General features: G+C 61.6%; 22 protein-coding genes, 1 other RNA gene and 1 pseudogene. 14 read left to right on the top strand and 10 right to left on the bottom strand.

Annotated features, from left to right (window positions below):
* Positions 1 to 92 precede the first annotated feature (92 nt).
* Together zipA and ligA are read left to right on the top strand one after the other, a co-directional pair.
* The gene (gene zipA / locus HU731_RS08005; protein ID WP_032895820.1) at positions 93 to 956 is read left to right on the top strand and encodes a cell division protein ZipA; all 864 of its coding nucleotides are present in this window, start codon (positions 93 to 95) and stop codon (positions 954 to 956) included.
* A gap of 87 nt (positions 957 to 1,043) precedes the next feature.
* Positions 1,044 to 3,410 carry an NAD-dependent DNA ligase LigA gene (gene ligA / locus HU731_RS08000; protein WP_186606933.1) on the top strand — a complete coding sequence of 789 codons (2,367 nt, stop codon included), beginning with the start codon at positions 1,044 to 1,046 and terminating at the stop codon, positions 3,408 to 3,410.
* A gap of 30 nt (positions 3,411 to 3,440) precedes the next feature.
* On the opposite strand, the pseudogene HU731_RS28335 reads toward ligA, so the two are convergent.
* Positions 3,441 to 3,557, bottom strand: a pseudogene (locus tag HU731_RS28335) (outer membrane lipoprotein carrier protein LolA); the annotation flags it as partial.
* Positions 3,558 to 3,605: 48 nt separating this feature from the next.
* On the opposite strand from HU731_RS28335, the gene HU731_RS07995 reads away from it, so the two are divergent.
* The 5 genes from HU731_RS07995 (at position 3,606) to HU731_RS07975 (ending at position 8,877) form a co-directional block, all read left to right on the top strand.
* Positions 3,606 to 4,772 carry a zinc-binding metallopeptidase family protein gene (locus HU731_RS07995; RefSeq protein WP_186606934.1) on the top strand — a complete coding sequence of 389 codons (1,167 nt, stop codon included), beginning with the start codon at positions 3,606 to 3,608 and terminating at the stop codon, positions 4,770 to 4,772.
* A 98-nt stretch (positions 4,773 to 4,870) separates the two neighbouring features.
* Positions 4,871 to 4,967: signal recognition particle sRNA small type (gene ffs, locus HU731_RS07990), an RNA gene on the top strand.
* 152 nt (positions 4,968 to 5,119) lie between these two features.
* The gene (locus HU731_RS07985; RefSeq protein ID WP_186606935.1) at positions 5,120 to 7,081 is read left to right on the top strand and encodes a hypothetical protein; all 1,962 of its coding nucleotides are present in this window, start codon (positions 5,120 to 5,122) and stop codon (positions 7,079 to 7,081) included.
* A 157-nt stretch (positions 7,082 to 7,238) separates the two neighbouring features.
* On the top strand, positions 7,239 to 8,285 hold the full coding sequence (locus HU731_RS07980) for an N-acetylmuramidase family protein (protein ID WP_186606936.1): 1,047 nt from the start codon (positions 7,239 to 7,241) through the stop codon (positions 8,283 to 8,285).
* A 1-nt stretch (position 8,286) separates the two neighbouring features.
* Positions 8,287 to 8,877 (top strand): hypothetical protein, encoded by a 591-nt coding sequence (locus tag HU731_RS07975; RefSeq protein WP_186606937.1) that lies wholly within the window; start codon positions 8,287 to 8,289, stop codon positions 8,875 to 8,877.
* A gap of 121 nt (positions 8,878 to 8,998) precedes the next feature.
* On the opposite strand, the gene HU731_RS07970 is transcribed toward HU731_RS07975, so the two are convergent.
* A complete protein-coding gene (locus HU731_RS07970; RefSeq protein ID WP_186606938.1) occupies positions 8,999 to 9,862 on the bottom strand; it encodes a LysR family transcriptional regulator in 864 nt (287 codons plus the stop codon).
* Positions 9,863 to 9,960: 98 nt separating this feature from the next.
* Between HU731_RS07970 and HU731_RS07965 the strand changes: the two genes are divergently transcribed.
* From HU731_RS07965 to HU731_RS07940, 6 genes are all read left to right on the top strand, one after another.
* Positions 9,961 to 10,902: a DMT family transporter gene (locus tag HU731_RS07965; protein WP_186606939.1), complete on the top strand. Its 942-nt coding sequence runs from the start codon at positions 9,961 to 9,963 to the stop codon at positions 10,900 to 10,902.
* Between the two features lie 77 nt (positions 10,903 to 10,979).
* The gene (dnaX, locus tag HU731_RS07960) at positions 10,980 to 13,055 is read left to right on the top strand and encodes a DNA polymerase III subunit gamma/tau (RefSeq protein WP_186606940.1); all 2,076 of its coding nucleotides are present in this window, start codon (positions 10,980 to 10,982) and stop codon (positions 13,053 to 13,055) included.
* A gap of 43 nt (positions 13,056 to 13,098) precedes the next feature.
* Positions 13,099 to 13,437 carry a YbaB/EbfC family nucleoid-associated protein gene (locus HU731_RS07955; protein WP_003193199.1) on the top strand — a complete coding sequence of 113 codons (339 nt, stop codon included), beginning with the start codon at positions 13,099 to 13,101 and terminating at the stop codon, positions 13,435 to 13,437.
* Positions 13,438 to 13,577: 140 nt separating this feature from the next.
* Positions 13,578 to 14,612 carry an NADPH-dependent curcumin/dihydrocurcumin reductase gene (gene curA / locus HU731_RS07950; protein WP_186606941.1) on the top strand — a complete coding sequence of 345 codons (1,035 nt, stop codon included), beginning with the start codon at positions 13,578 to 13,580 and terminating at the stop codon, positions 14,610 to 14,612.
* Between the two features lie 66 nt (positions 14,613 to 14,678).
* Positions 14,679 to 15,281, top strand: coding sequence for a recombination mediator RecR (recR, locus tag HU731_RS07945; protein WP_032895829.1), 603 nt, complete (start codon positions 14,679 to 14,681; stop codon positions 15,279 to 15,281).
* A 207-nt stretch (positions 15,282 to 15,488) separates the two neighbouring features.
* Positions 15,489 to 16,637: an acyl-CoA dehydrogenase family protein gene (locus HU731_RS07940; RefSeq protein ID WP_186606942.1), complete on the top strand. Its 1,149-nt coding sequence runs from the start codon at positions 15,489 to 15,491 to the stop codon at positions 16,635 to 16,637.
* A gap of 111 nt (positions 16,638 to 16,748) precedes the next feature.
* On the opposite strand, the gene HU731_RS07935 is transcribed toward HU731_RS07940, so the two are convergent.
* Together HU731_RS07935 and fnr are read right to left on the bottom strand one after the other, a co-directional pair.
* Positions 16,749 to 17,297, bottom strand: coding sequence for an adenine phosphoribosyltransferase (locus tag HU731_RS07935; protein ID WP_003193191.1), 549 nt, complete (start codon positions 17,295 to 17,297; stop codon positions 16,749 to 16,751).
* Positions 17,298 to 17,373: 76 nt separating this feature from the next.
* The gene (gene fnr / locus HU731_RS07930) at positions 17,374 to 18,108 is read right to left on the bottom strand and encodes a fumarate/nitrate reduction transcriptional regulator Fnr (protein ID WP_005790290.1); all 735 of its coding nucleotides are present in this window, start codon (positions 18,106 to 18,108) and stop codon (positions 17,374 to 17,376) included.
* A gap of 154 nt (positions 18,109 to 18,262) precedes the next feature.
* On the opposite strand from fnr, the gene HU731_RS07925 reads away from it, so the two are divergent.
* The gene (locus HU731_RS07925; protein WP_186606943.1) at positions 18,263 to 18,724 is read left to right on the top strand and encodes a hypothetical protein; all 462 of its coding nucleotides are present in this window, start codon (positions 18,263 to 18,265) and stop codon (positions 18,722 to 18,724) included.
* A gap of 6 nt (positions 18,725 to 18,730) precedes the next feature.
* Here the strand turns inward: HU731_RS07925 and hemN are convergent, their stop codons facing one another.
* The 6 genes from hemN to ccoG all read right to left on the bottom strand — a co-directional run bounded on the left by hemN (position 18,731) and on the right by ccoG (position 25,630).
* Positions 18,731 to 20,113 carry an oxygen-independent coproporphyrinogen III oxidase gene (gene hemN, locus HU731_RS07920; protein ID WP_186606944.1) on the bottom strand — a complete coding sequence of 461 codons (1,383 nt, stop codon included), beginning with the start codon at positions 20,111 to 20,113 and terminating at the stop codon, positions 18,731 to 18,733.
* Positions 20,114 to 20,216: 103 nt separating this feature from the next.
* Positions 20,217 to 20,900 (bottom strand): sulfite exporter TauE/SafE family protein, encoded by a 684-nt coding sequence (locus tag HU731_RS07915; protein WP_032895833.1) that lies wholly within the window; start codon positions 20,898 to 20,900, stop codon positions 20,217 to 20,219.
* Complete coding sequence (ccoS, locus tag HU731_RS07910; protein WP_003193184.1) at positions 20,893 to 21,105, bottom strand: cbb3-type cytochrome oxidase assembly protein CcoS; 213 nt, start codon at positions 21,103 to 21,105, stop codon at positions 20,893 to 20,895. Before ccoS ends, HU731_RS07915 begins: the two co-directional genes overlap by 8 nt.
* Before the next feature lie 22 nt (positions 21,106 to 21,127).
* Positions 21,128 to 23,572 (bottom strand): heavy metal translocating P-type ATPase, encoded by a 2,445-nt coding sequence (locus HU731_RS07905; RefSeq protein WP_186606945.1) that lies wholly within the window; start codon positions 23,570 to 23,572, stop codon positions 21,128 to 21,130.
* Between the two features lie 100 nt (positions 23,573 to 23,672).
* Positions 23,673 to 24,212 (bottom strand): FixH family protein, encoded by a 540-nt coding sequence (locus tag HU731_RS07900; RefSeq protein ID WP_014719446.1) that lies wholly within the window; start codon positions 24,210 to 24,212, stop codon positions 23,673 to 23,675.
* 14 nt (positions 24,213 to 24,226) lie between these two features.
* Entirely contained in the window at positions 24,227 to 25,630 is a 1,404-nt protein-coding gene (gene ccoG / locus HU731_RS07895; RefSeq protein WP_047711547.1) for a cytochrome c oxidase accessory protein CcoG, read from the bottom strand.
* Positions 25,631 to 25,998 lie beyond the last annotated feature (368 nt).

The raw sequence follows: 25,998 nt of genomic DNA, 5'->3' as shown, positions 1-25,998 counted from the left end.
CAGAACATAGAGTTGGCGCCACGTTTTAAAGCGGTTTGCACGGTGCTAAACCCCTTATTTTTCAGCATTTTTTATTAGAGGCACGGGATTACATGGAAATCGGTCTGCGCGAGTGGCTGATCGTCATCGGCATTATTGTCATTGCCGGTATTCTTTTTGATGGCTGGCGCCGCATGCGCGGTGGCAAGGGCAAGCTCAAGTTCCGTCTGGACCGAAACCTGTCCAACTTGCCTGACGACGACGGCGCCGCCGAGCTGCTGGGGCCGCCCCGTGTGCTGGATACCCATAAAGAGCCGCAACTGGACGAGCACGACCTGCCGTCGATGAGCGCGCCGCTGCGTGAAGCCCGCGAGCCGTCGTCCAAGCGTGGCAAGCGCGGGAGCGCGGCGGTTGCCGAGCCGCACCAGGGCGACCTGAACCTCGACGTCGATGATGGCCCGAGCTTCAGCAGCCGCGATGACGATTTCCCGGACGAGACGTCCAGCAAGAGTGCGGCACGCCAATCGGTGAACGATCAGCCGGCGGCCGAAGAAGTGCTGGTGATCAGCGTGATCTGCCGCGACGCCGGCGGTTTCAAAGGCCCGGCACTCTTGCAGAACATCCTCGAAAGCGGCCTGCGTTTCGGCGAGATGGATATCTTCCATCGTCACGAAAGCATGGCCGGTAACGGCGAAGTGCTGTTCTCCATGGCCAACGCGGTCAAGCCGGGCACCTTCGATCTGGACGATATCGACCTGTTCAGCACCCCGGCGGTGAGCTTCTTCCTTGGCCTGCCAGGCCCGCGCCACCCCAAACAAGCGTTCGACGTGATGGTGGCCGCCGCCCGCAAGCTGTCCCAGGAACTCAACGGCGAGCTCAAGGACGACCAGCGCAGCGTGCTTACCGCCCAGACCATCGAACACTACCGTCAGCGCATCGTCGAGTTCGAGCGTCGCGCCCTGACACAGAAACGCTGAGGATCGATCTTAAGCGTTGTCTGTAGAATCCGTGCACTAACATATTGAGCAGCTTCGGCTGCTCTTTTGCTTTATGAGAGAACACCCATGACCGCCGCCCATACCCGCATTCTCGAACTGCGCGCTGAACTGGATCAGCACAACTACCGCTACCACGTCCTCGACGAGCCGAGCATCCCGGACGCCGAGTACGACCGCCTGTTCCACGAGCTCAAGGCCCTGGAGGCCGAGCACCCGGAGCTGGTGACGCGTGATTCGCCGACGCAGCGGGTCGGCAGTGCGGCGCTGTCGGCGTTCACCCAGGTCAAGCACGAGATCCCGATGCTCAGCCTGGGCAACGCCTTCGATGAAACCACCATGCTGGAGTTTGATCGCCGGGTCACCGAGGGCCTTGATCTGCCGGTGGGCGATCTGTTTGGCGCTGGCGCGGCGGTGGAATACAGCTGCGAGCCGAAGCTGGACGGCCTGGCGGTCAGCCTGCTGTACCAGGATGGCGAGTTGGTGCGCGGTGCCACCCGGGGTGACGGCACCACCGGCGAGGACATCAGCGTCAATGTGCGCACGGTGCGCAATATCCCTCTGAAACTGCACGGCACAGGCTGGCCGGCCACCCTGGAAGTGCGCGGTGAAGTGTTCATGTCCAAGGCCGGTTTCGAGCGATTGAACGCCTCGCAACTGGAAGTGGGCGGCAAGACCTTCGCCAACCCGCGCAACGCCGCAGCAGGCAGCCTGCGCCAACTGGATTCGAAGATCACCGCCAGTCGCCCGCTGGAATTCTGCTGCTATGGCATCGGCCAAGTGACCGCGGATATCAGCGACACCCACATCGGCAACCTCAAGCAGTTGCAGCAGTGGGGCATGCCGATCAGCCACGAATTGAAGCTGGCCAAGGGCATCCAGGAGTGCCTGGACTACTACCGCGACATCGGCGAGCGCCGCAATGCGCTGGGCTATGAAATCGACGGCGTGGTGTTCAAGGTCAACAGCATTGCCTACCAGCGTGAACTGGGCTTCCGTGCCCGCGAGCCGCGCTGGGCGATCGCGCACAAATTCCCGGCCATGGAAGAACTCACCGAGCTGCTCGACGTGGAGTTCCAGGTCGGTCGTACCGGTGCGGTCACGCCGGTGGCGCGCCTCAAGCCGGTCAAGGTGGCCGGTGTGACCGTGTCCAATGCCACCCTGCACAACATGGACGAAGTGGCACGCTTGGGGCTGATGATCGGCGACACCGTGATCATCCGCCGCGCCGGTGATGTGATTCCGCAGGTGGTCTCGGTGGTCACCGAACGCCGCCCGGAAAACGCCCGCGCCGTGCAGATCCCGCAAAATTGCCCGGTGTGCGGTTCCCATGTGGAGCGCACGCAGTTGGTCAAGCGCAGCAAAGGCAAGGAAACCGTCAGCGAAGGCGCGGTGTACCGTTGTGTCGGGCGCCTGGCCTGCGGTGCGCAGCTCAAGCAGGCGATCATTCATTTTGTCTCGCGCCGTGCCATGGACATCGATGGCCTGGGCGACAAGACCATCGAGCAACTGGTGGATGAACAGCTCATCGGTTCGCCGGCCGACCTCTACAAGCTCAAGTACGAACAGATCATCGACCTGGAAGGCTTTGCCGATATCTCCAGCAAGAAGCTGATCAGCGCCATCGAAAACAGCAAGACCCCAACCCTGGCACGCTTTATCTACGCCTTGGGCATTCCCGATGTGGGCGAGGAGACGGCCAAGGTTTTGGCGCGCTCGCTGGCGTCCCTGGAGCGTGTACAAAAGGCGTTGCCAGAGGTGCTGACGTACTTGCCGGATGTGGGGCTGGAAGTGGCCCATGAGATCCATAGCTTCTTTGAGGACGGCCATAACCAGCAGGTGATTGGCGCGCTGTTGTCGCCGGACGAATGCGGCCTGCAATTGCAGGAGCAAGGCGAACTCAGCGCCGAATTCGCCGCCAGCACCACCTTGGGCGGTTTGCTCGACAAGCTGCACGTGCCGTCGGTGGGGCCAGGCGCGGCGCAGAAGCTCGCGGACAAGTTCGGTTCGCTGGAAGGCGTCATCAAGGCTGACTGGCTCGATATGCGCCAGGCGCTGCCCGAGAAGCAAGCCAAGGCTGTACGGGAGTTTTTCGACAACGCCGACAACGCCAACCATGCCCTGGCCATCGAGCAACAGCTCAAGGACTTCGGCATGCACTGGCAGAGCGAGAAAAAGCTCGTCGAAGGTTTACCTGAAGCCGGGCACACCTGGGTACTCACCGGCTCCCTGGAGCTGATGAGCCGCGATGTGGCCAAGGACAAGCTCGAAAGCCTGGGGGCCAAGGTGGCCGGTTCCGTTTCGGCGAAAACCCACTGCGTGGTGGCCGGGCCGGGCGCCGGCTCGAAACTGGCCAAGGCCAATGAGCTGGGCCTGAAAGTACTGGACGAGGAGGCCTTCGTCGCCTTCCTGGCCAAGCACAACATCACCGTCTGATTGGAACGATCTCTCAACGTTCTCTTAACCTGTAGGAGCGAGCTTGCTCGCGAAGATCCGGAGGGCGCCGCTGTGAACCAGGCGCCCCGCGTTATCGTTGACGATCTTCGCGAGCAAGCTCGCTCCTACAGGGAGTAGTTGAACGATCTCTCACGAGAAATGATCTAGTCTCTGTCACCCCAGGGAGAGATCGCCATGTTCCGCTACTTCGAGCAACTCAGCACACGCATCGCCGCTCCGTTCATGGCCCAAACCTCGCGCAACAGCAAGGTGTGGCAATGCCGATGTGGCCAGTCGCTGTTCTTTCGCAACAGCCAATGCCTGGCCTGCCAGGCGGCGTTGGGTTACCAACCGCAGCAAAGCCGCCTGTCGTCCCTGCAGCCTGGGACGGTGGTCGGTACTTGGCTGGCGGATGACAATCTTGATGCCGGCGCTTTCCGGCGCTGCGCCAACCTCGACTCACCGGCTGCGTGCAACTGGCTGATTCCTGCCCACAGCACTGCGCCGTTGTGCGTGGCCTGTAGCCTGAACCGCACCATCCCCGATCTTTCCGTTGCGCAAAACCACGAACGCTGGCGCAAGGTCGAAACCGCCAAGCGCCGCTTGGTGGCGCAACTGATCAGCCTGGGCCTGCAAGTGGTGCCCAAGAGCGTTGATGAAGAGACTGGCCTGGCCTTCGACTTTATCGGTATCGACCTGGAAGGCAACGCGCCCACCACCGGCCACGCCAATGGGCTGATCACCCTGGATATCAAGGAAGCCGACGACGCCCACCGTGAAAAAGTCCGGGTACAGATGCGCGAGCCGTACCGCACCTTGCTCGGCCATTTTCGCCATGAAGTCGGCCACTACTACTGGGACCGCCTGATCGCCAACAGCCACTGGCTCACACCTTTTCGCAACCTGTTCGGCGACGAACGCGCCAGTTATGCCGAGGCCCTCGACCGGCACTACCAGAACGGCCCACGCCCGGACTGGCAACTCACCTGCGTGAGCGCCTACGCCACCATGCACCCCTGGGAAGACTGGGCCGAAACCTGGGCCCACTACCTGCACATGATGGACGCCGTGGACACGGCCCTGGGCTTTGGCATGAGCGCCCGCGAGATGGACCTGGATTACCAGCCATTCCCCCTGACCACGCTCTACGACCCCCAACACCCTGGCGGCCCGGCATTCCTGTCCTTCGTCAACGCCTGGATCGAACTGGCCGGCATGCTCAACGAACTCTCCCGTGCCATGGGCCAGCCGGATTTCTACCCCTTCGTGCTGCCGCCCGCGGTGATTGCCAAGCTGCACTTTATTCACCTGGTCATCCAAGAAGAAGGCGGCAGGGCCGATGGGGTTATGGCAAGTGCTTGAGCCTTCTCATTTTTTAATCCGGAACCAACGGTTGTAACTTCCGATGAGATGGGTACAATGGCGCGGCTTGCCGAGAGGCAGCGTCGTTATGGTGACCCCATCGGTCCCCCCGCAACGATTACCCGTGAACCTGGTCAGAGCCGGAAGGCAGCAGCCACAGCGGGAACATTGTGTGCCGGGGTGTGGCTGGTGGGGTTGCCTCCATAACGCTCCCTTCTGCAGTCCCTTCTAAAACCCAAGTTAGTATTCAGCCAGTCATCTGTGATGCTTATTGCACAGTGCATGACGGTCATTTCGCATCTGGTGGCATACTCCCAAGCGTCTCTTCCCCCTGGCTACGAGGCTCTATGCACTCGGAACATTTCGACTTATCCAGCCCTGTTTTCTTGCCGATCACCGAGCACACCTGCGCGGGTTTGTTGGGCAGCGAGGGTTTTGATGCGCTTGTAGCCCTGAGTGAGCCGGAGTTGGCGGCGGTGTTGGTGATCCAGAACCTGGCGCAGGTGCCGGAAAGCGACCTGAGTGCCAACGGTGCGGAAAAGGTGTTGGCCAAACTGATTGACTGGGCAGTCGATGCCAGCCATTCGGCCAGTGTGTCCCTGCTCTCTGAAGCGCAGCGGCTGTTTGATCAGAGGAAGTTGTACTTCGGCCTCAATGTGGTCAAAAGCCTGAAGCTGCGCTTTCTGCTGGAGGAGGAAGTACAGGCGCGGGACTATCTGTTGCCCAGTGGCAAATGGGACGTCGAGTATAAAGTCCGCCACCTCAAGGCCAATGACCCGTTCAGCCAGCAGGTGATCACGCCCAGGCACCGCGAGCGCTGGTTGAGCGCCGAGCAGGACAAGCTGCTCAGGACCTTCCGTGCCAACCTGAACGAAGACCTGCATGTGCAAGGCTACGCCGGCATTGGCAAGAGTCACCTGCTGGTGGCCTTGCTGGAGCACCTGCGCCCGGAAAAGACCTTATTGCTGGCGCGTACCCCGGCAAAACTCGAAACCCTGCGTGCCCGCATGGTGGGTGTACGGGAGCGTAAGGCCGGGCATACCTTCCAGGGCTTTGCCCATGCCTTGTTGCATGGCCCCAGGCCACAGCCGCTGAATACACCGGCGAGGGTGCCGACCAAACAGGCGCTCGCTCAAGAACTGAATATCTTTGGTTTTCGCCGCCTGGAAGGGCAGGCGGTGGTGGAGGTGTGCCTCAAGGTGCTTGAGGCTTACTGCCGCTCCTGGGAGTACAGCCTGTCGGCCCAGCATTTGCCGCATTTCAAGCAACCGCTCGCCGGCGTCGATGCCAGAGTGCTGCTCGAATATGCCAGCCGGTTGTGGGGCTACCTTGAGGCGAACCCGGCCTGGGGCCGCCATACCGGGTTTGAAGCCTTGTTGATGATCAAGCGCGCCAGCCTGGCAGGCTGCGTGGTGCCCGAGCGCTATACCCACGTGCTCATCGATGAGAGCCAGGACATCCCGGCGCCGCTGTTGCAAATCATCGAGCGCGGCCGCCAGGTGCTGATTACCTTGGGGGATGAGTATCAGCAGGCCAGTGGCGGCGTGGTCAAGCGCGCCCGTGAGGTTCGCCATACCGACGTGTGCTACTCCGTGCGTTCCGGGCGCAATGTCGAGCGCCTGGTCAACCCGTTGATCAGCTTGCACTCGGAAAAAACCAAGTCGCTTTTCGAAGGCGCCCGCGATGCCGACGTGGGCATTGAGTTTTATCCGCAGGGGTTCGTGCCCCCGCAAGGTTGCGTGGTGTTGACCGCCTCCCATTGGGACACCATGCAGTGGGCGATCCAACTGAGCCACGCCCGTTGTGCGTTCGGCCTGGCGAGCAAAGAGGCCCAGCAGTCGCTCAAGCACTTCATGGACACGGTCATCGCGTTGTTCAAACCCGATTTCTATAGCAATGAGTTCAATGACCTCGGCCCCCATCCGTTTTTCAGCGACATGGCCGATTGGCAGCAGGTGCGCGAAGCCTGCCAGTTCGATGAGGCGTTTGTGTGGGTCGAGGCCGAGCTGGAAAAAGGCTTCAACGTGGCGGATGTCACGCGGTTGAACCGGCTGAGCGGCCATCCGGACGAGCGCGTCCTGCTGATGCTGGCGCAGGACGCGGGCGGCATGGAGTTCGACCGGGTACTGCTTACCCCCGAATTGTTGACCAATGTGAAGTTCCAGGACGCCTACGCCTTCGATCAACGACTCTGTGCGGTGTATATCGCGATCTCACGGGCCAGGGTGCAGTTGTACCTGCCCTATGATGTGGTCGAGTGGCTCGACTACCACAAGTATCAAAAGACCCGTGAGTCCCACGGTTACTAAGCAATTTAATCCGGCTGTTTCACAACTTTCATCAAGCCCTCTGGACAACCCGCAGACCGCCTTGTTAGCTTGCGCCGGCCACTTGTTTCAGAGTATGACAAGGGCATGATTTGATATTGAAGTGCTATCGCTTCTTTCACTCACAAGGATGTCTGTCATGAAAAGCCTGCAAGGGTTGCCTCGTCTTATCAGTGCTTCGGTAGGGACGCCCGGCAAAGCCCGCAACTTGCCCGCCGATGTTCAGTGCATCCAGTATTTATTCAATTTGATCATTCCCAAGATGGGGTTTGCCTTGCTCGAAAACGGCAAGTGCGACGGCCAGTTGGTGCAGTGCATCAGCCAGTATCAGTTTCGCCATCTCAAGTACGCCCATCCCGATGGCGTGATCGACCCCACCGGGCGCACGTTCAACAGTCTGATCGAAGAGGCGCTGAAGGTGCCGGTGCGGGCTTTTCCCACTACGCGCATCCCGACATTTCTCAATATCTTCGGCAATAACAACGTCGATGCGGTGCAGGCCACGGTCAATGTGTACCTGGACCGCGTGCGTGCGGTGATCGAGGCCGAGCGGCGTAACCGGCAGTTGATGATGCAGTCCACTTGCGACGGCGGGACGACCTTGAGCGATACGGATTACCAGAATGCCGCCAAGCAATTGGGCAACGGTATTTCGGTGAATGTGGTCAAGGCGTTCGCCACGGTGGAGTCGGGCGGGAAGGTGGGTTTTGGGCCGGCCAAGTTGCCGATCATCGCCTTTGAAGGGCACCACTTTCGCAAGTACACCAAGCACATCTACGACCAGTCGCAGCCGCTGCTGTCGTATGTCTATAAGAAAAAAGCCGGCCCGCAATGGCAGACGAACAACAAGGATCAGGTCAAGGCCTGGGAGACCATGGCTACCGCCTTTGCGCTGGACCAGGAAGCCGCCTTGATGTCGGCCTCCTGGGGCATGTTTCAGATCATGGGGTTCAATTTTGCGGCATGCGGGTTCAAGACGGTGTTTGAGTTCGTGGCGTCATTGAAGGTCAATGCCGGTAACCAACTCAAGGCCTATCTCAGCCTTTGCAGCCACAACTCGGCGTTGTTGAGCGCGATGAAAAACAAGGACTTTACCGCCATGGCCCGAAACTATAACGGCGATGATTACGGCAACTATGACGTCCTGATGAAACAAGCCTACGACGCCTTTGAAGGGAAGAAATAAGATGATTCGTTATCTGGCGATAGGAGTGTTGTCGTGGTGCGCCGTGGCGCCCGCGCTTGCTGGCTCGGCGGCGTTGCATTCAGGCCAATATGAAGGGCTGATGCTGGCGGTGACGCCTGGGCATCAGGTCGAGGGTTTCTACCAGGAATCGATGGGCGAGGGTGTGGCCCGTGGTTGCTCGTTCTACCTGCAAGGCAAGCCAGAGGCGCTCACCACCTGGCGGGACGCTGCCTACCCAGGCAGTGTGGCCGCGGCGCCCGACGGGGTGACCCTGACGGTGGAGCAGGGCCGTCAACACCCTGGCTGCATCAATGTGCTGATGCCGGAAATCGCCACCGGCCTGGAGTTGAGCCAGACCGCCAGCAAACCATGGATCGGTTTGGTGACGGTGTCTGCCGACAAGGCTTACCTGCTCAAAACGCCGGGCGCCAAAGCGGCAAAGCGGCCCTACATCGTCAAGCATGATGTGGTGGGTGTACTGGCGTTCAAGGGCGGCTGGGCGCAGGTGGAATTCATCAACGCTGACGACCGTTCGTTCACGGGCTGGATCAGCCAGGCCCAGTACGCACGGTTGGCTGCGCCCAAGCCCTGAATTGTAGGAGCGAGCTTGCTCGCGAAAAACCTCAACGATAACGCGTGCTTTCTGAATAAACGCGGCGCCTGTGAGTTTTTCGCGAGCAAGCTCGCTCCTACATTAGGGCGATTAGGGCAAGTCAGCCGAAGGTCTCGCGCAGTAGCCCGGCAAACGCATCTCGCGCCAGGTGCCGCTGGGTGTCCGTGTGCCAGAACAACAGGTTGTCCACGGGCGCCAGCGCTTCAAAGCGATACGACGCCAGCTGATTGGCCTGTTCATAGCGCGCCAGGATCCCCTCGGGTGCCAACGCCACGCCAATCCCCGCGCTGACGCACCCGATAATCGTGCCCCAGCTGGCATAGCTGGCAATCGCTGGCCTGACGTCATGGGGCTTGAGCCAGTTTTCCAGGGCGGCGCGATAAGGGCAGCCCGGCGGCCATACCAGCAATGTACGGCCGGCCAAGTCCTCGGCGCTGTTGATAGGCGCGCTGCACGCGCTGGCGATCAGCACCAGGCGTTCGCTGTAGACCACGCTCTGTTCCAGCTTCGTGCGTTTGCTGCCGGCGGCCACCAGCGCCACATCCAGGCGGTGGTGTTGCAGGTCGTCCAGCAGTTGCGCCCAGGCACCGGTGACCAGTTCCAGGCTGACATCGGGATAACGCCGGTGGTATTCCGCCAGCAGCGGCGGCAAGCGCCCGCTGGCGCTGGATTCCACCGCACCGATGCGCAAGGTGCCACGGGGAATGGCGTTGGCATCCACCGCACGTTTGGATTCATCCACCAAGGCCAGGATACGTTCGCAGTAATCCAGGAAGATCTTTCCCGCGGCACTGATCGCCAGCCCTCGGCCAGCACGGATAAACAACGGCGTGCCCAACTCGCTTTCCAACTGCTTGATGCGTGTGGTGATGTTGGACGGCACGCAGTGCAATTGCAGCGCAGCCTGGGCCACGCTGCCGGTTTGCGCCACGGCTCGCACCATTTTCAGTTGGGCCAGTTCCATTGCTCAGTTCCAATGATTTCAGAAGTCAGAAACGCTTAATTGTCCTATGCCTGGCCTGGGCCAAGACTGGCAGCATTCCTTTTGCGTGGATGCTGTCGATGAATACTCCGTCACCTCTGAAGCTTACGCTAGTCATTGCCAGCGTCATCCTCTGTTGGGCGTATTCACCCATCGGCGTGCACATGGGGTTGCACAGTTACAGCCCCGGCCAATTGGCGCTGCTGCGGTTTTTGATCGCGTCGGTATTCATGGGTGGCGTGGCAGTTGTGGTCGGTATCGGCCGACCGCGTGTGCGGGACCTGCCGTGGTTGCTGGTGCTGGGGTTTTTCGGGGTGTTCCTGCATCACACCAGTCTCAATCACGGGCAGCAGTGGGTGACGGCGGCAGCGTCGAGTGTGTTGGCGCAGTCGGCGCCGCTGTTCAGTGTGTTGATCGCGTTTTTCTGCTTGAAAGAGCGGGTCAGCGCCTGGCGTTGGGGCTGCGTGCTGTTGGGATTGGCCGGCGTACTGGTGGTGATCTGGGGCGACCAGGGCATGGGCGAAATCAACCCACGGGGTTTGCTGATCTTGCTGGCGGCCTGCTCATGGAGTGTGTACTTCGCCATCCAGCGGCATCATGCCCAGCGCTACAGCCCGCTGACGATGGCGTGCTACATGGTGTGGTCTGGCACCCTGATGCTGTGCGTGAACCTGCCGGGCCTGCCCGCCGCCATCGTGCAGGCACCGATGGCGGAAAATCTCGCCGTGCTGGTGCTGGGCATTTTTCCCAGCGCCTTGGCCTATCTGGCCTGGGGTTACGTGTTGAAGCACGTCGAGGTCAGTCGCGCGTCGGTGGCGATGTACCTGATTCCACCGGTCGCGATGCTGATGGCTGCCACGCTGCTTGGCGAACACGTCACCCTGCAGGTGATGCTGGGCGCGGTGATCGTGCTGGCCAGCGTCGCCGCTATCAGCCTGGAAAGGCGCCGGTGTTCAAGCGTGCTGGCAGAACGCCCGCAGACGCCGTCTGGGAGGCCAATCGAACAAGCTTCGTCAGATTAGACGAGCGTGCCGGATGCAATTTCCCCCTTGCTCCGCTAGCATTACCGGCTTCCGCTTCCCAGTTGCGACGGTTTTCGATGAGTTATCAGGTTCTTGCACGTAAATGGCGCCCGCGCTCGTTCCGCGAAATGGTCGGCCAGACCCATGTGCTCAAGGCTCTGATCAATGCCTTGGACAGCCAACGGCTGCACCACGCCTACCTGTTCACCGGTACGCGCGGGGTGGGCAAGACCACGATTGCGCGCATCATCGCCAAATGCCTGAATTGTGAGACCGGTATTACCTCGACGCCTTGTGGCACCTGTTCGGTGTGCCGTGAGATCGACGAAGGGCGTTTCGTCGACCTGATCGAGATCGACGCCGCGAGCCGCACCAAGGTCGAAGATACCCGCGAACTGCTGGACAACGTGCAGTACGCGCCAAGCCGTGGCCGCTTCAAGGTCTACCTGATCGACGAAGTGCACATGCTGTCCAGCCACTCCTTCAACGCCTTGTTGAAGACCCTGGAAGAGCCACCGCCCTACGTCAAGTTCATCCTGGCCACCACTGACCCGCAGAAACTTCCGGCAACGATTTTGTCGCGGTGCTTGCAGTTCTCCCTGAAAAACATGACCCCTGAGCGTGTGGTCGAGCATTTGACCCATGTGCTGGGCGTCGAGAACGTGCCGTTCGAAGACGACGCACTGTGGTTGCTGGGCCGCGCCGCCGATGGTTCGATGCGCGATGCCATGAGCCTCACCGACCAGGCCATCGCGTTCGGTGAAGGCAAGGTCATGGCTGCCGACGTGCGCGCCATGCTCGGTACCCTGGACCACGGCCAAGTGTTCGATGTGCTGCACGCGCTGATCGAGGGGGACGCCAAGGCGTTGCTCGAGGCCGTGCGCCACCTGTCGGAACAAGGCCCGGACTGGAACGGTGTGCTCTCGGAGATCCTCAACGTATTGCACCGCGTCGCCATCGCCCAGGCCCTGCCGGAAGGCGTGGACAACGGCCATGGCGACCGTGACCGCGTATTGGCCCTGGCCCAGGCGTTGCCGGCCGAGGACGTGCAGTTCTACTACCAGATGGGCCTGATCGGCCGCCGCGACCTGCCCCTGGCGCCCGACCCGCGGGGTGGCTTTGAAATGGTGCTGCTGCGCATGCTGGCGTTCCGGCCGGCAGATTCGGCAGACGCGCCGAGACAGCCGCTAAAGCCAGTGGGGATCAGCCAGGCCACAGTTGATTCCGCCAAACCAGTGGCTGGCGCGGCCGTTGTCGCGCCAGTAGTTGTTACGCCTGCGGTTGCTGTGCCTGAGCCGGTTGCGCCGGCACCTGAGCCTGAACCTGCGTCGGTTGCCGTCGCACCGGTGGTCGAGCCCGAGCCGGTCATCGAGCCCGAGCCCGTGGTCGACCTGCCCTGGAATGACCCGGTCGAAGCGCAAGTAGAGCCCGAGCAACAGCCCGCCGTGGAGCCCGTGCTGGAAACCACCGGCGAGCAACCCGAGCTGACGCCGATGCCTGCGCCGACTCCGGACAGCGCGGTGCCGGATGCCCCTGAGTGGGTATCGGCCCCCGTTCCTGAACCGACGGTCGCCCAGGTCGACGCGGCCACTCCCGGCATTGACCTGGACGACGAACCGCCGCTGGACGAAGACTACATCGAGCCGGACATGGATTCGGCCTACAGCTACCTGGACGAATTGGCCAGCGAGCACACCGCCGAACCTGCGCCCGAGCCCGAGGCAGAACCTGCCGCGGCCCCGGCTACCGGCCTGGCCTTGCAATGGCTGGAATTGTTTCCGAAATTGCCGATCTCCGGCATGACCGGCAGTATCGCCGCCAACTGCACCCTGATTTCCATCGAAGGCGACCACTGGCTGCTGCACCTGGACCCGGCCCATAGCGCCTTGTTCAACGCCACCCAGCAGCGCCGGCTCAACGATGCGCTCAACCAGTACCACGGGCGCACGCTGACCATCGCCATCGAACTGATCAAGCCCGAGCAGGAAACCCCGGCCCAGGCCGCGACCCGTCGGCGCCTTAACCGCCAGCGCGAGGCCGAGGATTCGATCCACGCAGATCCGCTTATCCAACAAATGATGCAACAGTTCGGTGCGGTCGTCCGCCACGATACTATTGAACCTGTCGAAGCCCCGGTGCCCCAAGCGTCATGACACCGGGCTACTCATTGATCCACGTACTTTTGAGGTGATTCCCATGATGAAAGGTGGCATGGCCGGCCTGATGAAGCAGGCGCAGCAGATGCAGGAAAAAATGGCCAAGATGCAGGAAGAGCTGGCCAACGCCGAAGTCACCGGTAAAGCCGGTGGCGATATGGTCAGCGTGGTGATGACCGGTCGTCACGACATCAAGCGTGTCAGCATCGACCCAAGCGTATTGCCGGGCGTGGGTGAAGATGACCTGGAAATGCTCGAAGCGCTGTTCGCCGCAGCCGTCAACGACGCTGTGCGCAAGATCGAAGCCAACAGCCAGGACAAAATGTCCGGCGTGACCGCGGGCATGCAACTGCCACCGGGCATGAAACTGCCGTTCTGACACACGCTTTTAGCTAGACTCAAATGCCAGGCATCGCGCCTGGCATTTTTTTGCGCGGTCGAAACATCGAACCCCAAGCCTTCACCGATGGTCTGCACCCTATACCGTTGAAACCATTCACCGATAAAGGAGCCCCGCTGATGCCTCAAGAAATGACGCTCAACCAACGCATCGTTCTGGTCTCACGCCCTCAAGGCGCACCCACGCCGGAAAACTTTCGCCTGGAACGTGTAAGCCTGCCGGACCTGGCAGACGGCCAGGTGCTGCTCAAGACCCTCTACCTGTCTTTGGACCCCTACATGCGTGGACGCATGAGTGACGCGCCGTCCTACGCAGCACCCGTGGAAATCGGTGAAGTGATGACCGGTGGGGCTGTCAGCCGTGTCGAGCAATCGCGCAACCCGAAGTTCGAAGTGGGCGACCTAGTGGTCGGCGCCACTGGCTGGCAAAGCCACTGCATTTGCGAAGGCCATAACCTGATCCCGCTGCCCAAGGGCCTGCCGAGCCCGTCGATGGCCTTGGGCGTACTGGGTATGCCGGGCATGACGGCCTATATGGGCCTGATGGATATCGGCCAGCCCAAGGCCGGGGAAACCCTGGTGGTGGCGGCTGCGTCTGGCGCGGTGGGGTCAGTGGTGGGCCAGGTGGCCAAGCTCAAAGGCTTGCGCGTGGTGGGTATTGCCGGTGGCGCGGATAAGTGCCGCTATGTGGTGGATGAGTTGGGCTTTGATGCCTGTATCGACCACAAGAGCGAAGATTTTGCCCAGGAGCTGGCCCTGGCCTGCTTCAAAGGCGTGGACATCTACTTTGAAAACGTCGGCGGTAAAGTCTTCGATGCCGTGCTGCCCTTGCTCAACCCCAAGGCGCGCGTGCCGCTGTGCGGGTTGATCGCCGGCTATAACGCCCATGAAGCGCCCAGCGGCCCTGACCGTTTGCCGGCGCTGCAACGCACCTTGCTGACCAAGCGGGTGCGCATCCAGGGCTTTATCGTGTTCGACGACTATGGCGACCGCCAGCCGGAGTTCCTCAGTGCCATGGCGCCTTGGGTGCGCGAGGGCAAGATCAAGTTCCGCGAGGACGTGGTCGATGGCCTGGAGCAGGCGCCCGAAGCCTTTATCGGCCTGCTCGAAGGGCGCAACTTCGGCAAGTTGGTGGTGCGCGTCGCGCAGGATTGAGTATTTGACGCTAATCCGGGGCGCGGGTATAAACCGCGTCTCGTTGTTTTGTCGGACCCTTCGCTCATGAGCTTCAGCCCCCTGATTCGCCAACTGATCGACGCCTTGCGCACTTTGCCCGGTGTCGGCCAGAAAACTGCCCAGCGCATGGCGCTGCAACTGCTGGAGCGTGATCGCAGCGGCGGTACTCGCCTGGCCCAGGCTCTGAGCCAGGCCATGGAAGGCGTGGGCCACTGCCGCCAGTGCCGCACCCTTACCGAAGAAGAACTCTGCCCACAATGCGCCGACCCGCGTCGCGACGACACGTTGCTGTGCGTGGTGGAAGGGCCGATGGATGTGTACGCCGTGGAGCAGACCGGTTACCGCGGGCGTTACTTTGTGCTCAAGGGGCATCTGTCGCCGCTCGATGGCCTGGGGCCGGAAGCCATCGGTATTCCACAACTGGTGGCGCGGATCCAAGAGCAGGGCACCTTTACTGAAGTGATCCTGGCGACCAACCCGACGGTGGAAGGTGAAGCCACAGCGCACTACATTGCCCAACTGCTGACCAACAAAGGCTTGATCACCTCGCGGATTGCCCATGGCGTGCCGTTGGGAGGGGAGTTGGAGCTGGTGGATGGCGGTACCTTGGCGCACTCGTTCGCAGGCCGCAAACCCATCGCCCTCTAAAACCCACTGCAATCTGGGACTCCCTAACCCTGTAGGAGCGAGCTTGCTCGCGAAAAACCAATAGGCGCCGCGTTCACGCAGGAAGCTCGCGTTATCGTTGACGGTTTTCGCGAGCAAGCTCGCTCCTACAGGGTTAGCGCAGACGCATGGCTTGATAACCAAGCAAGCGCTTGGTAATTTCGCTCCATCCCGCCATGGAGCTTGCCGATGTCTGCCTATCAGGAATACTTCGATCCCAGCCACCAATTGGTCCGCGACAGCGTGCGCCGCTTCGTCGAGCGTGAGATGTTGCCCGGCATCGAGCAATGGGAGGAGGCAGAAAGCTTTCCTCGCGAGCTCTACCTCAAGGCTGGTGCGGCGGGCATTCTAGGCATTGGCTACCCCGAGGCGCTGGGTGGCAGCCATGAAGGCGATCTGTTCGCCAAGGTCGCTGCCAGCGAAGAGCTGATGCGCTGCGGCTCTGGTGGCGTGGTGGCAGGGCTCGGCTCCCTGGATATCGGCCTGCCGCCCATCGTCAAATGGGCCCGGCGCGACGTGCGTGAGCGCATAGCGCCTCTGGTGCTGGCTGGCGAAAAGATCATCGCCCTGGCGGTCACCGAGCCCAGCGGCGGCTCAGATGTAGCCAACCTGCAAACCCGTGCCGTACGTGAGGGCGAGTATTACCGCGTGAGCGGCGCCAAGACTTTTATCACCAGCGGCATTCGCGCTGATTTCTACACCGTGGCCGTGCGCACAGGCGGGCCGGGCTTTGGCGGTATCAGCCTGCTGCTGATCGAAAAAGACACTCCGGGTTTCACCGTCGGCCAGCCACTGAAGAAGATGGGCTGGTGGGCATCGGACACCGCCGAGTTGTTCTTCGACGACTGCCGCGTGCCCGTGGGCAATCTTATCGGCGTCGAGAACATGGGCTTTGCCTGCATCATGGGTAACTTCCAGAGCGAGCGCCTGGCTTTGGCGCTGATGGCCAACATGACCGCGCAACTGGCCCTGGAGGAAAGCCTTCAGTGGGCCGCCCAGCGTGAAGCATTCGGCAAACCTATCGGCAAATTCCAAGTGCTCAAGCATCGCCTGGCGGAAATGGCTACCGCCGTGGAAGTTTCCCGCGAGTTCACCTACCGCCAGGCCGCGAAAATGGCCGCTGGCAAGAGCGTGATCAAGGAGATTTCCATGGCCAAGAACCTCGCCACCGATACCGCTGATCGGGTGACGTATGACGCGGTGCAGATACTGGGTGGGCAGGGGTATATGCGTGGCAGCCTGGTGGAGCGGCTGTATCGCGATAACCGGATTCTGTCGATTGGTGGCGGGACGCGTGAAGTGATGAATGAAATCATCAGTAAGCAGATGGGGCTTTGACGTTCAGGGTGTTCTTTCGGGCCTCATCGCGGGCAAGCCCGGCTCCCACAGGGGAATGCAGTCCTAGGTGGGAGCCGGGCTTGCCCGCGATGGCGGCAGTATTGACGACCCTTATCTCTCAGTCAGCCCAAACTGCGTCAGGCAAAACGTCGGAATCCCCATGTCTGCCAACCGCTGCGAGCCACCCAGCTCCGGCAAATCGATAATCGCCGCCGCTTCAAAGATCTTTGCCCCCATGCGCCGCACCAGGTTCGCCGCCGCAATCAGGGTGCCGCCGGTGGCGATCAGGTCATCGAACATCAGCACGGAGTCGCCTTCGCACAAGCTGTCGGCGTGCACTTCCAGGAAGGCTTCGCCGTACTCGGTCTGGTAACCCTCGGCCAGCACATCCGCCGGCAGCTTGCCTTGCTTGCGAAACAGGATCAGCGGCTTGTTGAGCTGGTAGGCGATGATCGAGCCGATCAGGAAGCCACGGGCATCCATCGCACCAATATGGGTGAAGTCGGCTTCGACATAGCGTTGGGCAAAGCTGTCGGCCACCAGGCGCAAGGCACGGGGCGATTGGAACAGCGGCGTGATGTCACGGAAGATCACCCCAGGCTTGGGGAAGTCGATGACGGGGCGAATCAGGGATTTGATGTCGAACGAATCAAAGGTCATCGTCGAGGAGTCCAGAGCGGAAAACGGACTCGAAGTATACCTGCGGCCTTGCCGATTGGCGCGGCCGCAGTCTGGATCAGACCTCCAGGGAACCGCCAGCCAAGGCACACAGCTGGATCGGGTCGAGGATATGCACCTCTTTACCTTCTGCGGCAATCAACTGGTTCTGCTGGAAACGGGTAAACACGCGGGATACGGTCTCCACTGCCAGGCCCAGGTAATTGCCGATCTCATTGCGCGACATGCTCAAGCGGAACTGGTTGGCCGAGAACCCACGGGCACGGAAGCGCGCCGACAGGTTGACCAGGAACGTGGCGATGCGCTCGTCGGCGGTTTTCTTCGACAGCAGCAGCATCATTTGCTGGTCGTCACGAATCTCGCGGCTCATCACACGCATCAACTGGCGACGCAATTGCGGCAGTTGCAGGGCCAATTCATCCAGGCGCTCGAAAGGAATTTCGCACACCGACGTGGTTTCCAGGGCCTGGGCCGACACCGGATGAATTTCGGTGTCCATCCCCGACAGCCCGACCAGCTCGCTGGGCAGGTGGAAACCGGTGATTTGCTCTTCGCCGCCGTCGCTGAGGCTGAAGGTCTTCAATGCGCCCGAACGTACTGCATAGACGGAATCAAACTTGTCGCCCTGGCGAAACAGAAACTCGCCTTTTTTCAACGGGCGGCCGCGTTTGACGATGTCGTCCAGCGCATCCATGTCTTCCAGATTCAACGAAAGTGGCAGGCAGAGGGGGGCCAGGCTGCAATCCTTGCAATGGGCCTGGCTGTGAGCGCGCAGTTTGACTGGCTCGGACATTTCTTAAATCCTTGTGGGAAAACACACATAAGACGTAAGGGTAACGCACTGGGGGCCACGGAGGCCAGCCTGTACAAAAACCTGTCGCGAAGTAAAGATTTGCCCGAAACGGCCGATAGCACTGCCATCGAATACCAACACGGTGGCTCAGACCATGTTATCCCTCAGTACACAGCTGGCTTCACGCACCCAGGTCCAGGCATTGCCCGAAACCAAAAAGGCTGCCGCGACCGATGCGAACGCAGTTGCACCTACGGATGAAGCCAAGCCTGCGGTGTCAGTGACCATTTCCGGCGCTGCGATGAAAGCGGCGGCGGCTGAGAAAACCTCGAACAGTGATATCGACGACAGTGGCTTGGCGGACAACGTCAAGAACCTGCTGAAGATGATCCGTGAGATTAAAAAGCAAATTGCCGAGAAACAGGCCGAGATGGCTGCGGTAATGGCCGACAGAAATCTCAGCCCTGAACAAGCCCGTGCCCGACTCTCCGGGCTGCAGTCAGCGTTGAGCGCACTGCAAGCCAGCTTGACCAGCGCCCAGGCGTCCCTGACCAAGGCGATGAAAGACATGAGTGCGGGTGATGCAGTCAAGGCCGCCAGCTTGGCCATGAAGTAAACGCTTTTAGATCACCCGCGAAAACCGCTGCCTGTTCTGGTGCTCCAGGTAGGCATCGAACACCATGCACACCGAGCGCACCAGCAAGCGCCCGGCCGGCAGTACGCGAATGCCCTGGGCGTCCAGTTCGATCAAGCCATCATCCGCCATGGTCTGCAATTGCGGCCATAACTCGGCAAAGTAGCCGCGAAAATCGATGTTGTACGCCTGTTCGATCCCCTCGAATGCCAGGCTGAAATTGCAGATCAACTGCTGGATCACGTCCCGTCGCAAACGGTCGTCCGTGGTGCAGACCAGGCCGCGGCTGGTCGCCAACTGCGCGCCCGCCAAGGCGTTCTGATACTGGTTCAGGTCACTGCTGTTCTGGCAATACAAATCGCCGATCTGGCTGATCGCCGACACCCCCAGCCCAATCAGGTCGCAGTGCCCGTGGGTGGTGTAACCCTGGAAATTGCGCTGCAGCTTGCCTTCTTCCTGGGCCACCGCCAGTTCGTCGTCCGGCAGGGCAAAGTGGTCCATGCCGATGTAGCGGTAACCGGCCTGGGTCAGTTGTTCGATGGTGGTTTGCAGCATCAGCAGTTTTTCTGCCGGCGAGGGCAGGTCGTCGGTGTTGATGCGCCGCTGGGGCATGAAGCGTTCCGGCAGGTGCGCGTAGTTGAACACCGACAGGCGGTCAGGCTGCAAGCGGATGACTTCTTCCACGGTGCGCGCAAAGTTCAACGGCGACTGCTTGGGCAGGCCGTAGATCAGGTCGATATTGATCGAGCGAAATTGCAAGGTACGCGCTGCATCGATCACGGCGCGGGTTTCTTCCAGGCTTTGCAGGCGATTGACCGCCCGTTGCACCTCGGGGTCGAGGTCTTGCAGCCCAATGCTCACGCGGTTGAAGCCCAGTTCGCGCAGCAGGCCCATGGTGGCCCAGTCGGCTTCACGCGGGTCGATTTCGATGCCGTAGTCGCCCGAATCGTCATCCAGCAAATTGAAATGCTGGCGCAGGCATTTCATCACCTGGCGCAGTTCATCGTGGCTGAGAAACGTTGGCGTACCGCCGCCGAAGTGCAACTGTTCCACGGGCTGCTGCGGGTCGAGGTGGCAGGCCACCAATTGGATTTCCTGCTCCAGGCGCTGCAGGTAGGCCTGAGCACGGCCACGGTCCTTGGTAATCACCTTGTTGCAGGCGCAGTAGTAACAAATGTTGGCGCAGAACGGCACATGCACATACAGCGACAGTGGCCTTACGGCCTTGCGGCTGTCACGCAGGGCGTGGAGCAGGTCGAAGGTACCGACCTGGCTGTCAAATTGTACGGCGGTGGGGTAGGACGTGTAGCGCGGCCCCGCCAAGTCGTAGCGGTGAATCAGATCTGTGTCCCAACGAATGGCGTCGAGCATGCGGGCGGTCCCCCGGATTGGCTAGTGGGCCGAGTCTAGGGGCAGCGCAACGCAGGCATCTTGATTTGCATCAACGGGGAGCGGCGCTATGCCACAGGGCCTGTTAATGCCCCATTAGCCAGTGCTGATGGGGCCCGGGCAAGGTCCAGAGGCCGAAGATCATCACCAGCACGCCGCCGGCGACACGCACGCTGCGTTTGCGCAATAACGCCGTCACCCGTTCGGCGGCCAGCCCGGTGGCCAGCAAAACCGGCCAGGTGCCCAGCCCGAACGCCAGCATCAGCAGGGCACTGTCCAGCGCATTGCCCTGGCTCGCCGCCCAGAGCAGGGTGCTGTAGACGAGCCCGCACGGCAACCAGCCCCACAGCGCGCCCAGCAGCAAGGCTCGCGGCAGGCTGGACACCGGCAGCAAGCGGTTGGCCACCGGCTGCAGATGCCGCCACAGGCCGCGCCCCAGGCTCTCGATACGGGTGAGGCCGCTCCACCAGCCGGCCAGGTACAGGCCCATGCAGATCAGCAGCAGCCCGGCCAGCACTCGCATGAACATCGCCGCCGGGCTGTTGGCTACCGCCCAACCGGCCAGGCCGATCAGTAGTCCTGCCGTGGCATAACTGAGGATGCGCCCCAGGTTGTACGCCAGCAGCAGGCGAAAACGGCGGCTGCGTTGCTCCTTGGGGATCGCCAGGGTCAGCGCGCCCATCAATCCGCCGCACATACCCAGGCAGTGGCCGCCGCCGAGCAGGCCGAGGATCAGCGCCGAGACCAGCAAAGGCGCCAGCTCAAGCATGGGGGGGCTCTTTGGGCGGTTGCTCGGGGCTGTTGGCTTCGTCGATGGCGGCCAGGTGGTTCGGGTCCTGGTCGTCGAACAACACGCTGTGTGCCGGGCCATCGAGGTCTTCGTATTGGCCGCTGTCCACGGCCCAGAAGAAGATGTAGATGGCCACACCCACTAACAGCAGTGCCGCTGGAATCATCACGTAGAGAGCTGGCATCTGTACTCCATGCCCACGCGGCTCAGGCCGGCAGCGGGCGGGTTACTGGGGCGGTGCCCGGGGCTTGCGCGCTCGGCAGGCGAGTGAGGCGCAACGCGTTAAGCACCACGGTCAACGAACTGAGGGACATGCCGATCGCCGCCCAGATCGGAGTGATCCAACCCAGGGCCGCAAACGGCAGCATAAGCCCATTGTACAACCCGGCCCACAACAGGTTCTCGATGATCACCCGGCGAGTACGCCGCGCCAGGCTGAAGGCCTGTACCAGCGCATCCAGGCGGTTGGACAACAGCACCGCATCGGCGCTGGTTTTCGCAAGGTCCGTGGCCGAGCCCATCGCCACGCTGATATCAGCGGCGGCCAGCACCGGCACATCATTGACTCCATCGCCCAGCATCAGCACTTTGCGACCTTCTTTGTGCAGGGTTTGCAGCACCTGCAGCTTGTCGTCAGGGCGCAGGCTGCCGTGGGCTTCGTCGATACCCAGCTCAGAGGCGACACTGGCCACCATCGGCGAGCTGTCGCCGGAGAGCAACAGCGTGCGCCAGCCCCGCGCCTTGCATGCGGCGAGCAAGGCGGGTGCGTCGCTGCGCAGGCGGTCATCCAGTACGAACCAGGCCAGCGCCCCGCTGCGGTCACCCAGCAGCAGCCATTGCCCGGCCTCGTCCGGCGAGGCGGGAATCGCACAGCCACTAAGTTCACAGACAAAACCCGGCTGGCCGATGCGCAACACACGTTCGCCCACACGACCTTCCAGGCCCAGGCCTGGGGTGCTCAGCACCTCATCGGCGGCCAGCGGCGCACGGCCGAAGGCACGGGCAATCGGGTGTTCGGAACGGTTCTCCAGGGCGGCGGCAAGGCCCAGGCATTGGTCGCTGTCCAGCGCACTCAAGGGCCGAATGGCGCGCAACGCCAGGCGCCCTTCGGTGAGGGTGCCGGTCTTGTCGAAAATCACCGTATCAATCTGGTTCAGGCCCTCAAGCACATGGCCGCGGGTCAGCAGTAAGCCGAGGCTGTGCAAGGTGCCGGTGGCGGCGGTGAGCGCGGTGGGCGTGGCCAGCGAGAGGGCGCACGGGCAGGTCGCCACCAGCATCGCCAGTACAATCCAGAACGCTCGGGATGGGTCCAGCTCCCACCACAGCAGGCCGATCAGCGCCGCGGCGATCAGCGAGCACAACAGGAACCACTGCGCAGCGCGGTCGGCGATTTGTGCCAGGCGTGGCTTCTCGGCCTGGGCGCGCTCCAGCAGGCGCACGATGGCGGACAAGCGCGTGTCATGGCCCAATGCGCGCACTTGGACGGTCAGCGCGCCTTCGACATTCAACGTGCCGGCCGTGACGCTGTCACCCGTGCGCCGAGGTTGCGGCAGGTACTCGCCGGTCAGCAGGGATTCATCGATGCTGGATTGGCCGTCGAGAATCACCCCATCCGCCGGCAGCACGGCGCCAGGGTGCACCAGCACCCGATCACCCAGCGCCAATTCACTGAGCAGGATGCGTTCGCTCTGGCCATCGTCCTTGAGGCGCAGGCAGGAGGCGGGCAACAGGTTGACCAGTTGGGCGGTGGCTGCGGCGGTGCGTTCCCGGGCGCGGCGCTCAAGGTAGCGCCCGGCCAGCAGGAACAGCGCAAACATGCCCACGGCATCGAAATACAACTCGCCCACGCCAGTGATCGCGGTCCAGATGCCGGCCAGGTACGCGCCGCCAATCGCCAGAGACACCGATACATCCATGGTCAGGTGCCGCGTGCGCAAGTCACGCAGGGCGCCTTTGAAGAACGGCGCGCAGCTGTAGAACACGATGGGCGTGGTCAGAAACATCGCCACCCAGCGCAGGATGATGTGCAGCTCCGGGCTCAGGTCAATATTGAATTCCGGCCAGGTGGCCATGGTTGCCATCATGGCCTGGAACCACAGCAAGCCGGCGACCCCCAGCTGTCGCAGGGCCAGGCGATTCTCGCTGGCCAATTGTTCGGCGGCGCGGTCGGCCTGGTAAGGGTGGGCGGCGTAACCGATATGGCGCAGCTCGCTGAGCAGTTGGCTCAACGGCAATTGCCCATCGGCCCAGCGCACGTGCAGGCGATGGTTGGAGAGGTTCAGCCGCGCTTCGGCCACGGCGGGCAGGCTGCGCAGGTGTTTCTCGATCAACCAGCCGCAGGCGGCACAACTGATGCCTTCCATCAGCAGGGTGGCTTCGGCTAGGTCGCCTTGATGGCGCACAAAGGGTTTTTGCACATCGGCGCGGTCGTACAGCGCCAGTTCGTCCACCAACTGCACGGGCAGCGCCTCGGGGTTGGCCGAGGCTTCGCTGCGGTGTTGGTAATAGCTTTCCAGCCCGCCGGCCACTATCGCCTCGGCCACGGCCTGGCAGCCCGGGCAGCAGAGTTCACGGCGTTCGCCGAGGATCTGGGCGGTGAACCGGCTGCCGGAGGGGACGGGTAGGGCGCAGTGGTAGCAGGGGGTGGTCATGGTTCGAGGTCTTTGGTGGCTGGGAGGGCCTCTTCGCGGGCAAGCCCGCTCCCACAGGGTATCGAGCGGGCTTGTTCGCGAAGCGCGGAGCGCAGGCTGTTTATTTTTTCAGGTCTTCAGCGCCCTGCAACGGTTCGTCACCCAGCAGCAAGTCCTTGTCATGGCTGACCTCTTCCTCTTCGAACAGGCGCCAGGTGTTGCCGCCCTCCACGCCAAGCAGTTCCACGAAACGGCGACCTTCGACCTTGTCGGTGACCTGGCCGATGTAGCGGCCGGGCTCGCTGTCGCTGCGGGTGAGGTTGATCTTGCGATCCTTCTCTGGCTGGGTCGGGGAGATCAGGTTCAGCTCCAGGGTATTTGGATTGCTGTAGCCAGTCAGTTGCAGCTCGACCTCGCCGGTCAGTTCGTCCAGGTGCAGCTTGCCGCGCAGTTGCAGGGTCTGGGCCAGGCGTTCGCGGTCCAGGGAACGGTTGATGCCTTTGCCGGCCTCGTAGTAGTTGTCGTTGACCAAGTTGTCCGGGTTGTTCACTGCGATGGTTACCATGGACAAGGTCAGGGTCACCGAGCAGGCCAGAATCGCGATGATGATCCAGGGCCAGAGGTGCTTGTACCAAGGGCTGGCGGCAGTAGTTGCAGGCATGCGTGTGTTCCCTGTTAACGAACTTGTGGGCCGATGAATCGGCTCTTGGCTTCAATATGGACGCTGGTGTCATCGGCGTCCTTGAGGATGAAGGTCACCTCGTTGGTGCTCGACGGCAACTGCTCCGGCGCACTCGACAACTCCACTGGCATGCTGACGATATCGCCGGCGGCCACTTTGATTTCGCGTCGGCCTTGCAGCTTGAGGTCTGGCAGGCCAGCGGCGTCGAGCACGTAGGTGTGGTCGCGCTGGTCTTTGTTCATGATCTTCAGGCTGTAGACGTTTTCGATGCGTCCTTCGGCGTTTTCACGGTACAGCACGCGGTCCTTGCTGACGTCAAAACCCACCAGCGAGCGCATGAAGAAGGCCGCCACCAACAGGCTGATCATCGCCAGCAATACCAGGGCGTAACCGATCAGGCGCGGGCGCAGCTTATGGGTTTTCTGCCCCGACAGGTTGTGTTCGGTGGTGTAGCTGATCAGGCCGCGTGGGTACTCCATCTTGTCCATGATGTTGTCGCAGGCGTCGATACAGGCGGCGCAACCGATGCACTCGATTTGCAGCCCGTCGCGGATATCGATACCGGTAGGGCACACCTGCACGCACATCGTGCAGTCAATGCAGTCGCCCAGGCCCTGGGCCTTGTAGTCGGTACCCTTTTTACGTGGCCCACGCACTTCGCCACGGCGCGGGTCATAGGACACGATCAGGGTGTCCTTGTCGAACATCACGCTCTGGAAGCGCGCATAGGGGCACATGTAGATGCACACCTGTTCGCGCAGCCAGCCGGCGTTGCCGTAGGTGGCGAGGGTGAAGAAACCTACCCAGAAATACGACCAGCCATCGGCCTGGCCCGTGAAGAAATCGAACACCAGTTCGCGGATCGGCGAGAAGTAGCCGACGAAGGTGATGCCGGTGGCAAAGCCGATCAGCAGCCACAGGCTGTGCTTGCTGAACTTGCGCAGGAATTTGTTGGCGCTCATCGGCGCCTTGTCGAGCTTGATGCGCTGGTTGCGGTCGCCTTCGGTGACCTTTTCGCACCACATGAAGATCCACGTCCATACGCTTTGCGGGCAGGTATAGCCGCACCACACGCGCCCGGCGTACACGGTGATAAAAAACAGGCCAAATGCCGCCACAATGAGAATGCCCGACAGCAGGATGAAGTCCTGGGGCCAGAACGTTGCGCCAAAAATAAAGAACTTACGCTCCGGCAGGTTCCACCACACCGCCTGGTGACCGCCCCAGTTCAGCCACACGGTGCCGAAGTACAACAGGAACAGAGCGGCACCGCCGACCATGCGCAGGTTGCGGAACAAGCCAGTGAAGGCGCGGGTGTAAATCTTCTCACGCGAAGCGTAGAGGTCGACGGTTTTGGCAGGCGGGGTAACGTCATGTACCGGTATCTGGTCGCTCATCATTGCATCCCACGGCGGTGGAGATTTGCCTCGGCCAGTACGTGCCAACCGGGGTCAAATTAAGGGTGTTGCAGTGGCCTAATGATACGCCCCCGAGGGTGTGCAAAGGGTGCGACCTTTGGTCGCGTTGGGGGAAATCAATTGATGGTGTACGTGATCTGGATCAATTGACTTGGCAAGTATGGACGGTTTTTGTCGCTGTGGTGGTCGGGCGGGTCCGAAAGGCGTTCACTTGAGAGCCCCGGTTTTTTTGAACAAAGCAGTGCAGATGTGGGAGCGGGCTTGCTCGCGAATGCGATGTCTCCAGTAATGAAAATCGTAGCCGGTACTCCGTATTAGCGAGCAAGCCCCCCATTTGAATCCCGGCG

The organism is Pseudomonas salmasensis (assembly GCF_014268375.2).
GTDB lineage: Bacteria > Pseudomonadota > Gammaproteobacteria > Pseudomonadales > Pseudomonadaceae > Aquipseudomonas > Aquipseudomonas salmasensis.
Note: the sequence above shows the minus strand (reverse complement) of the source record. Positions and strands in the feature narration are given on the sequence as shown.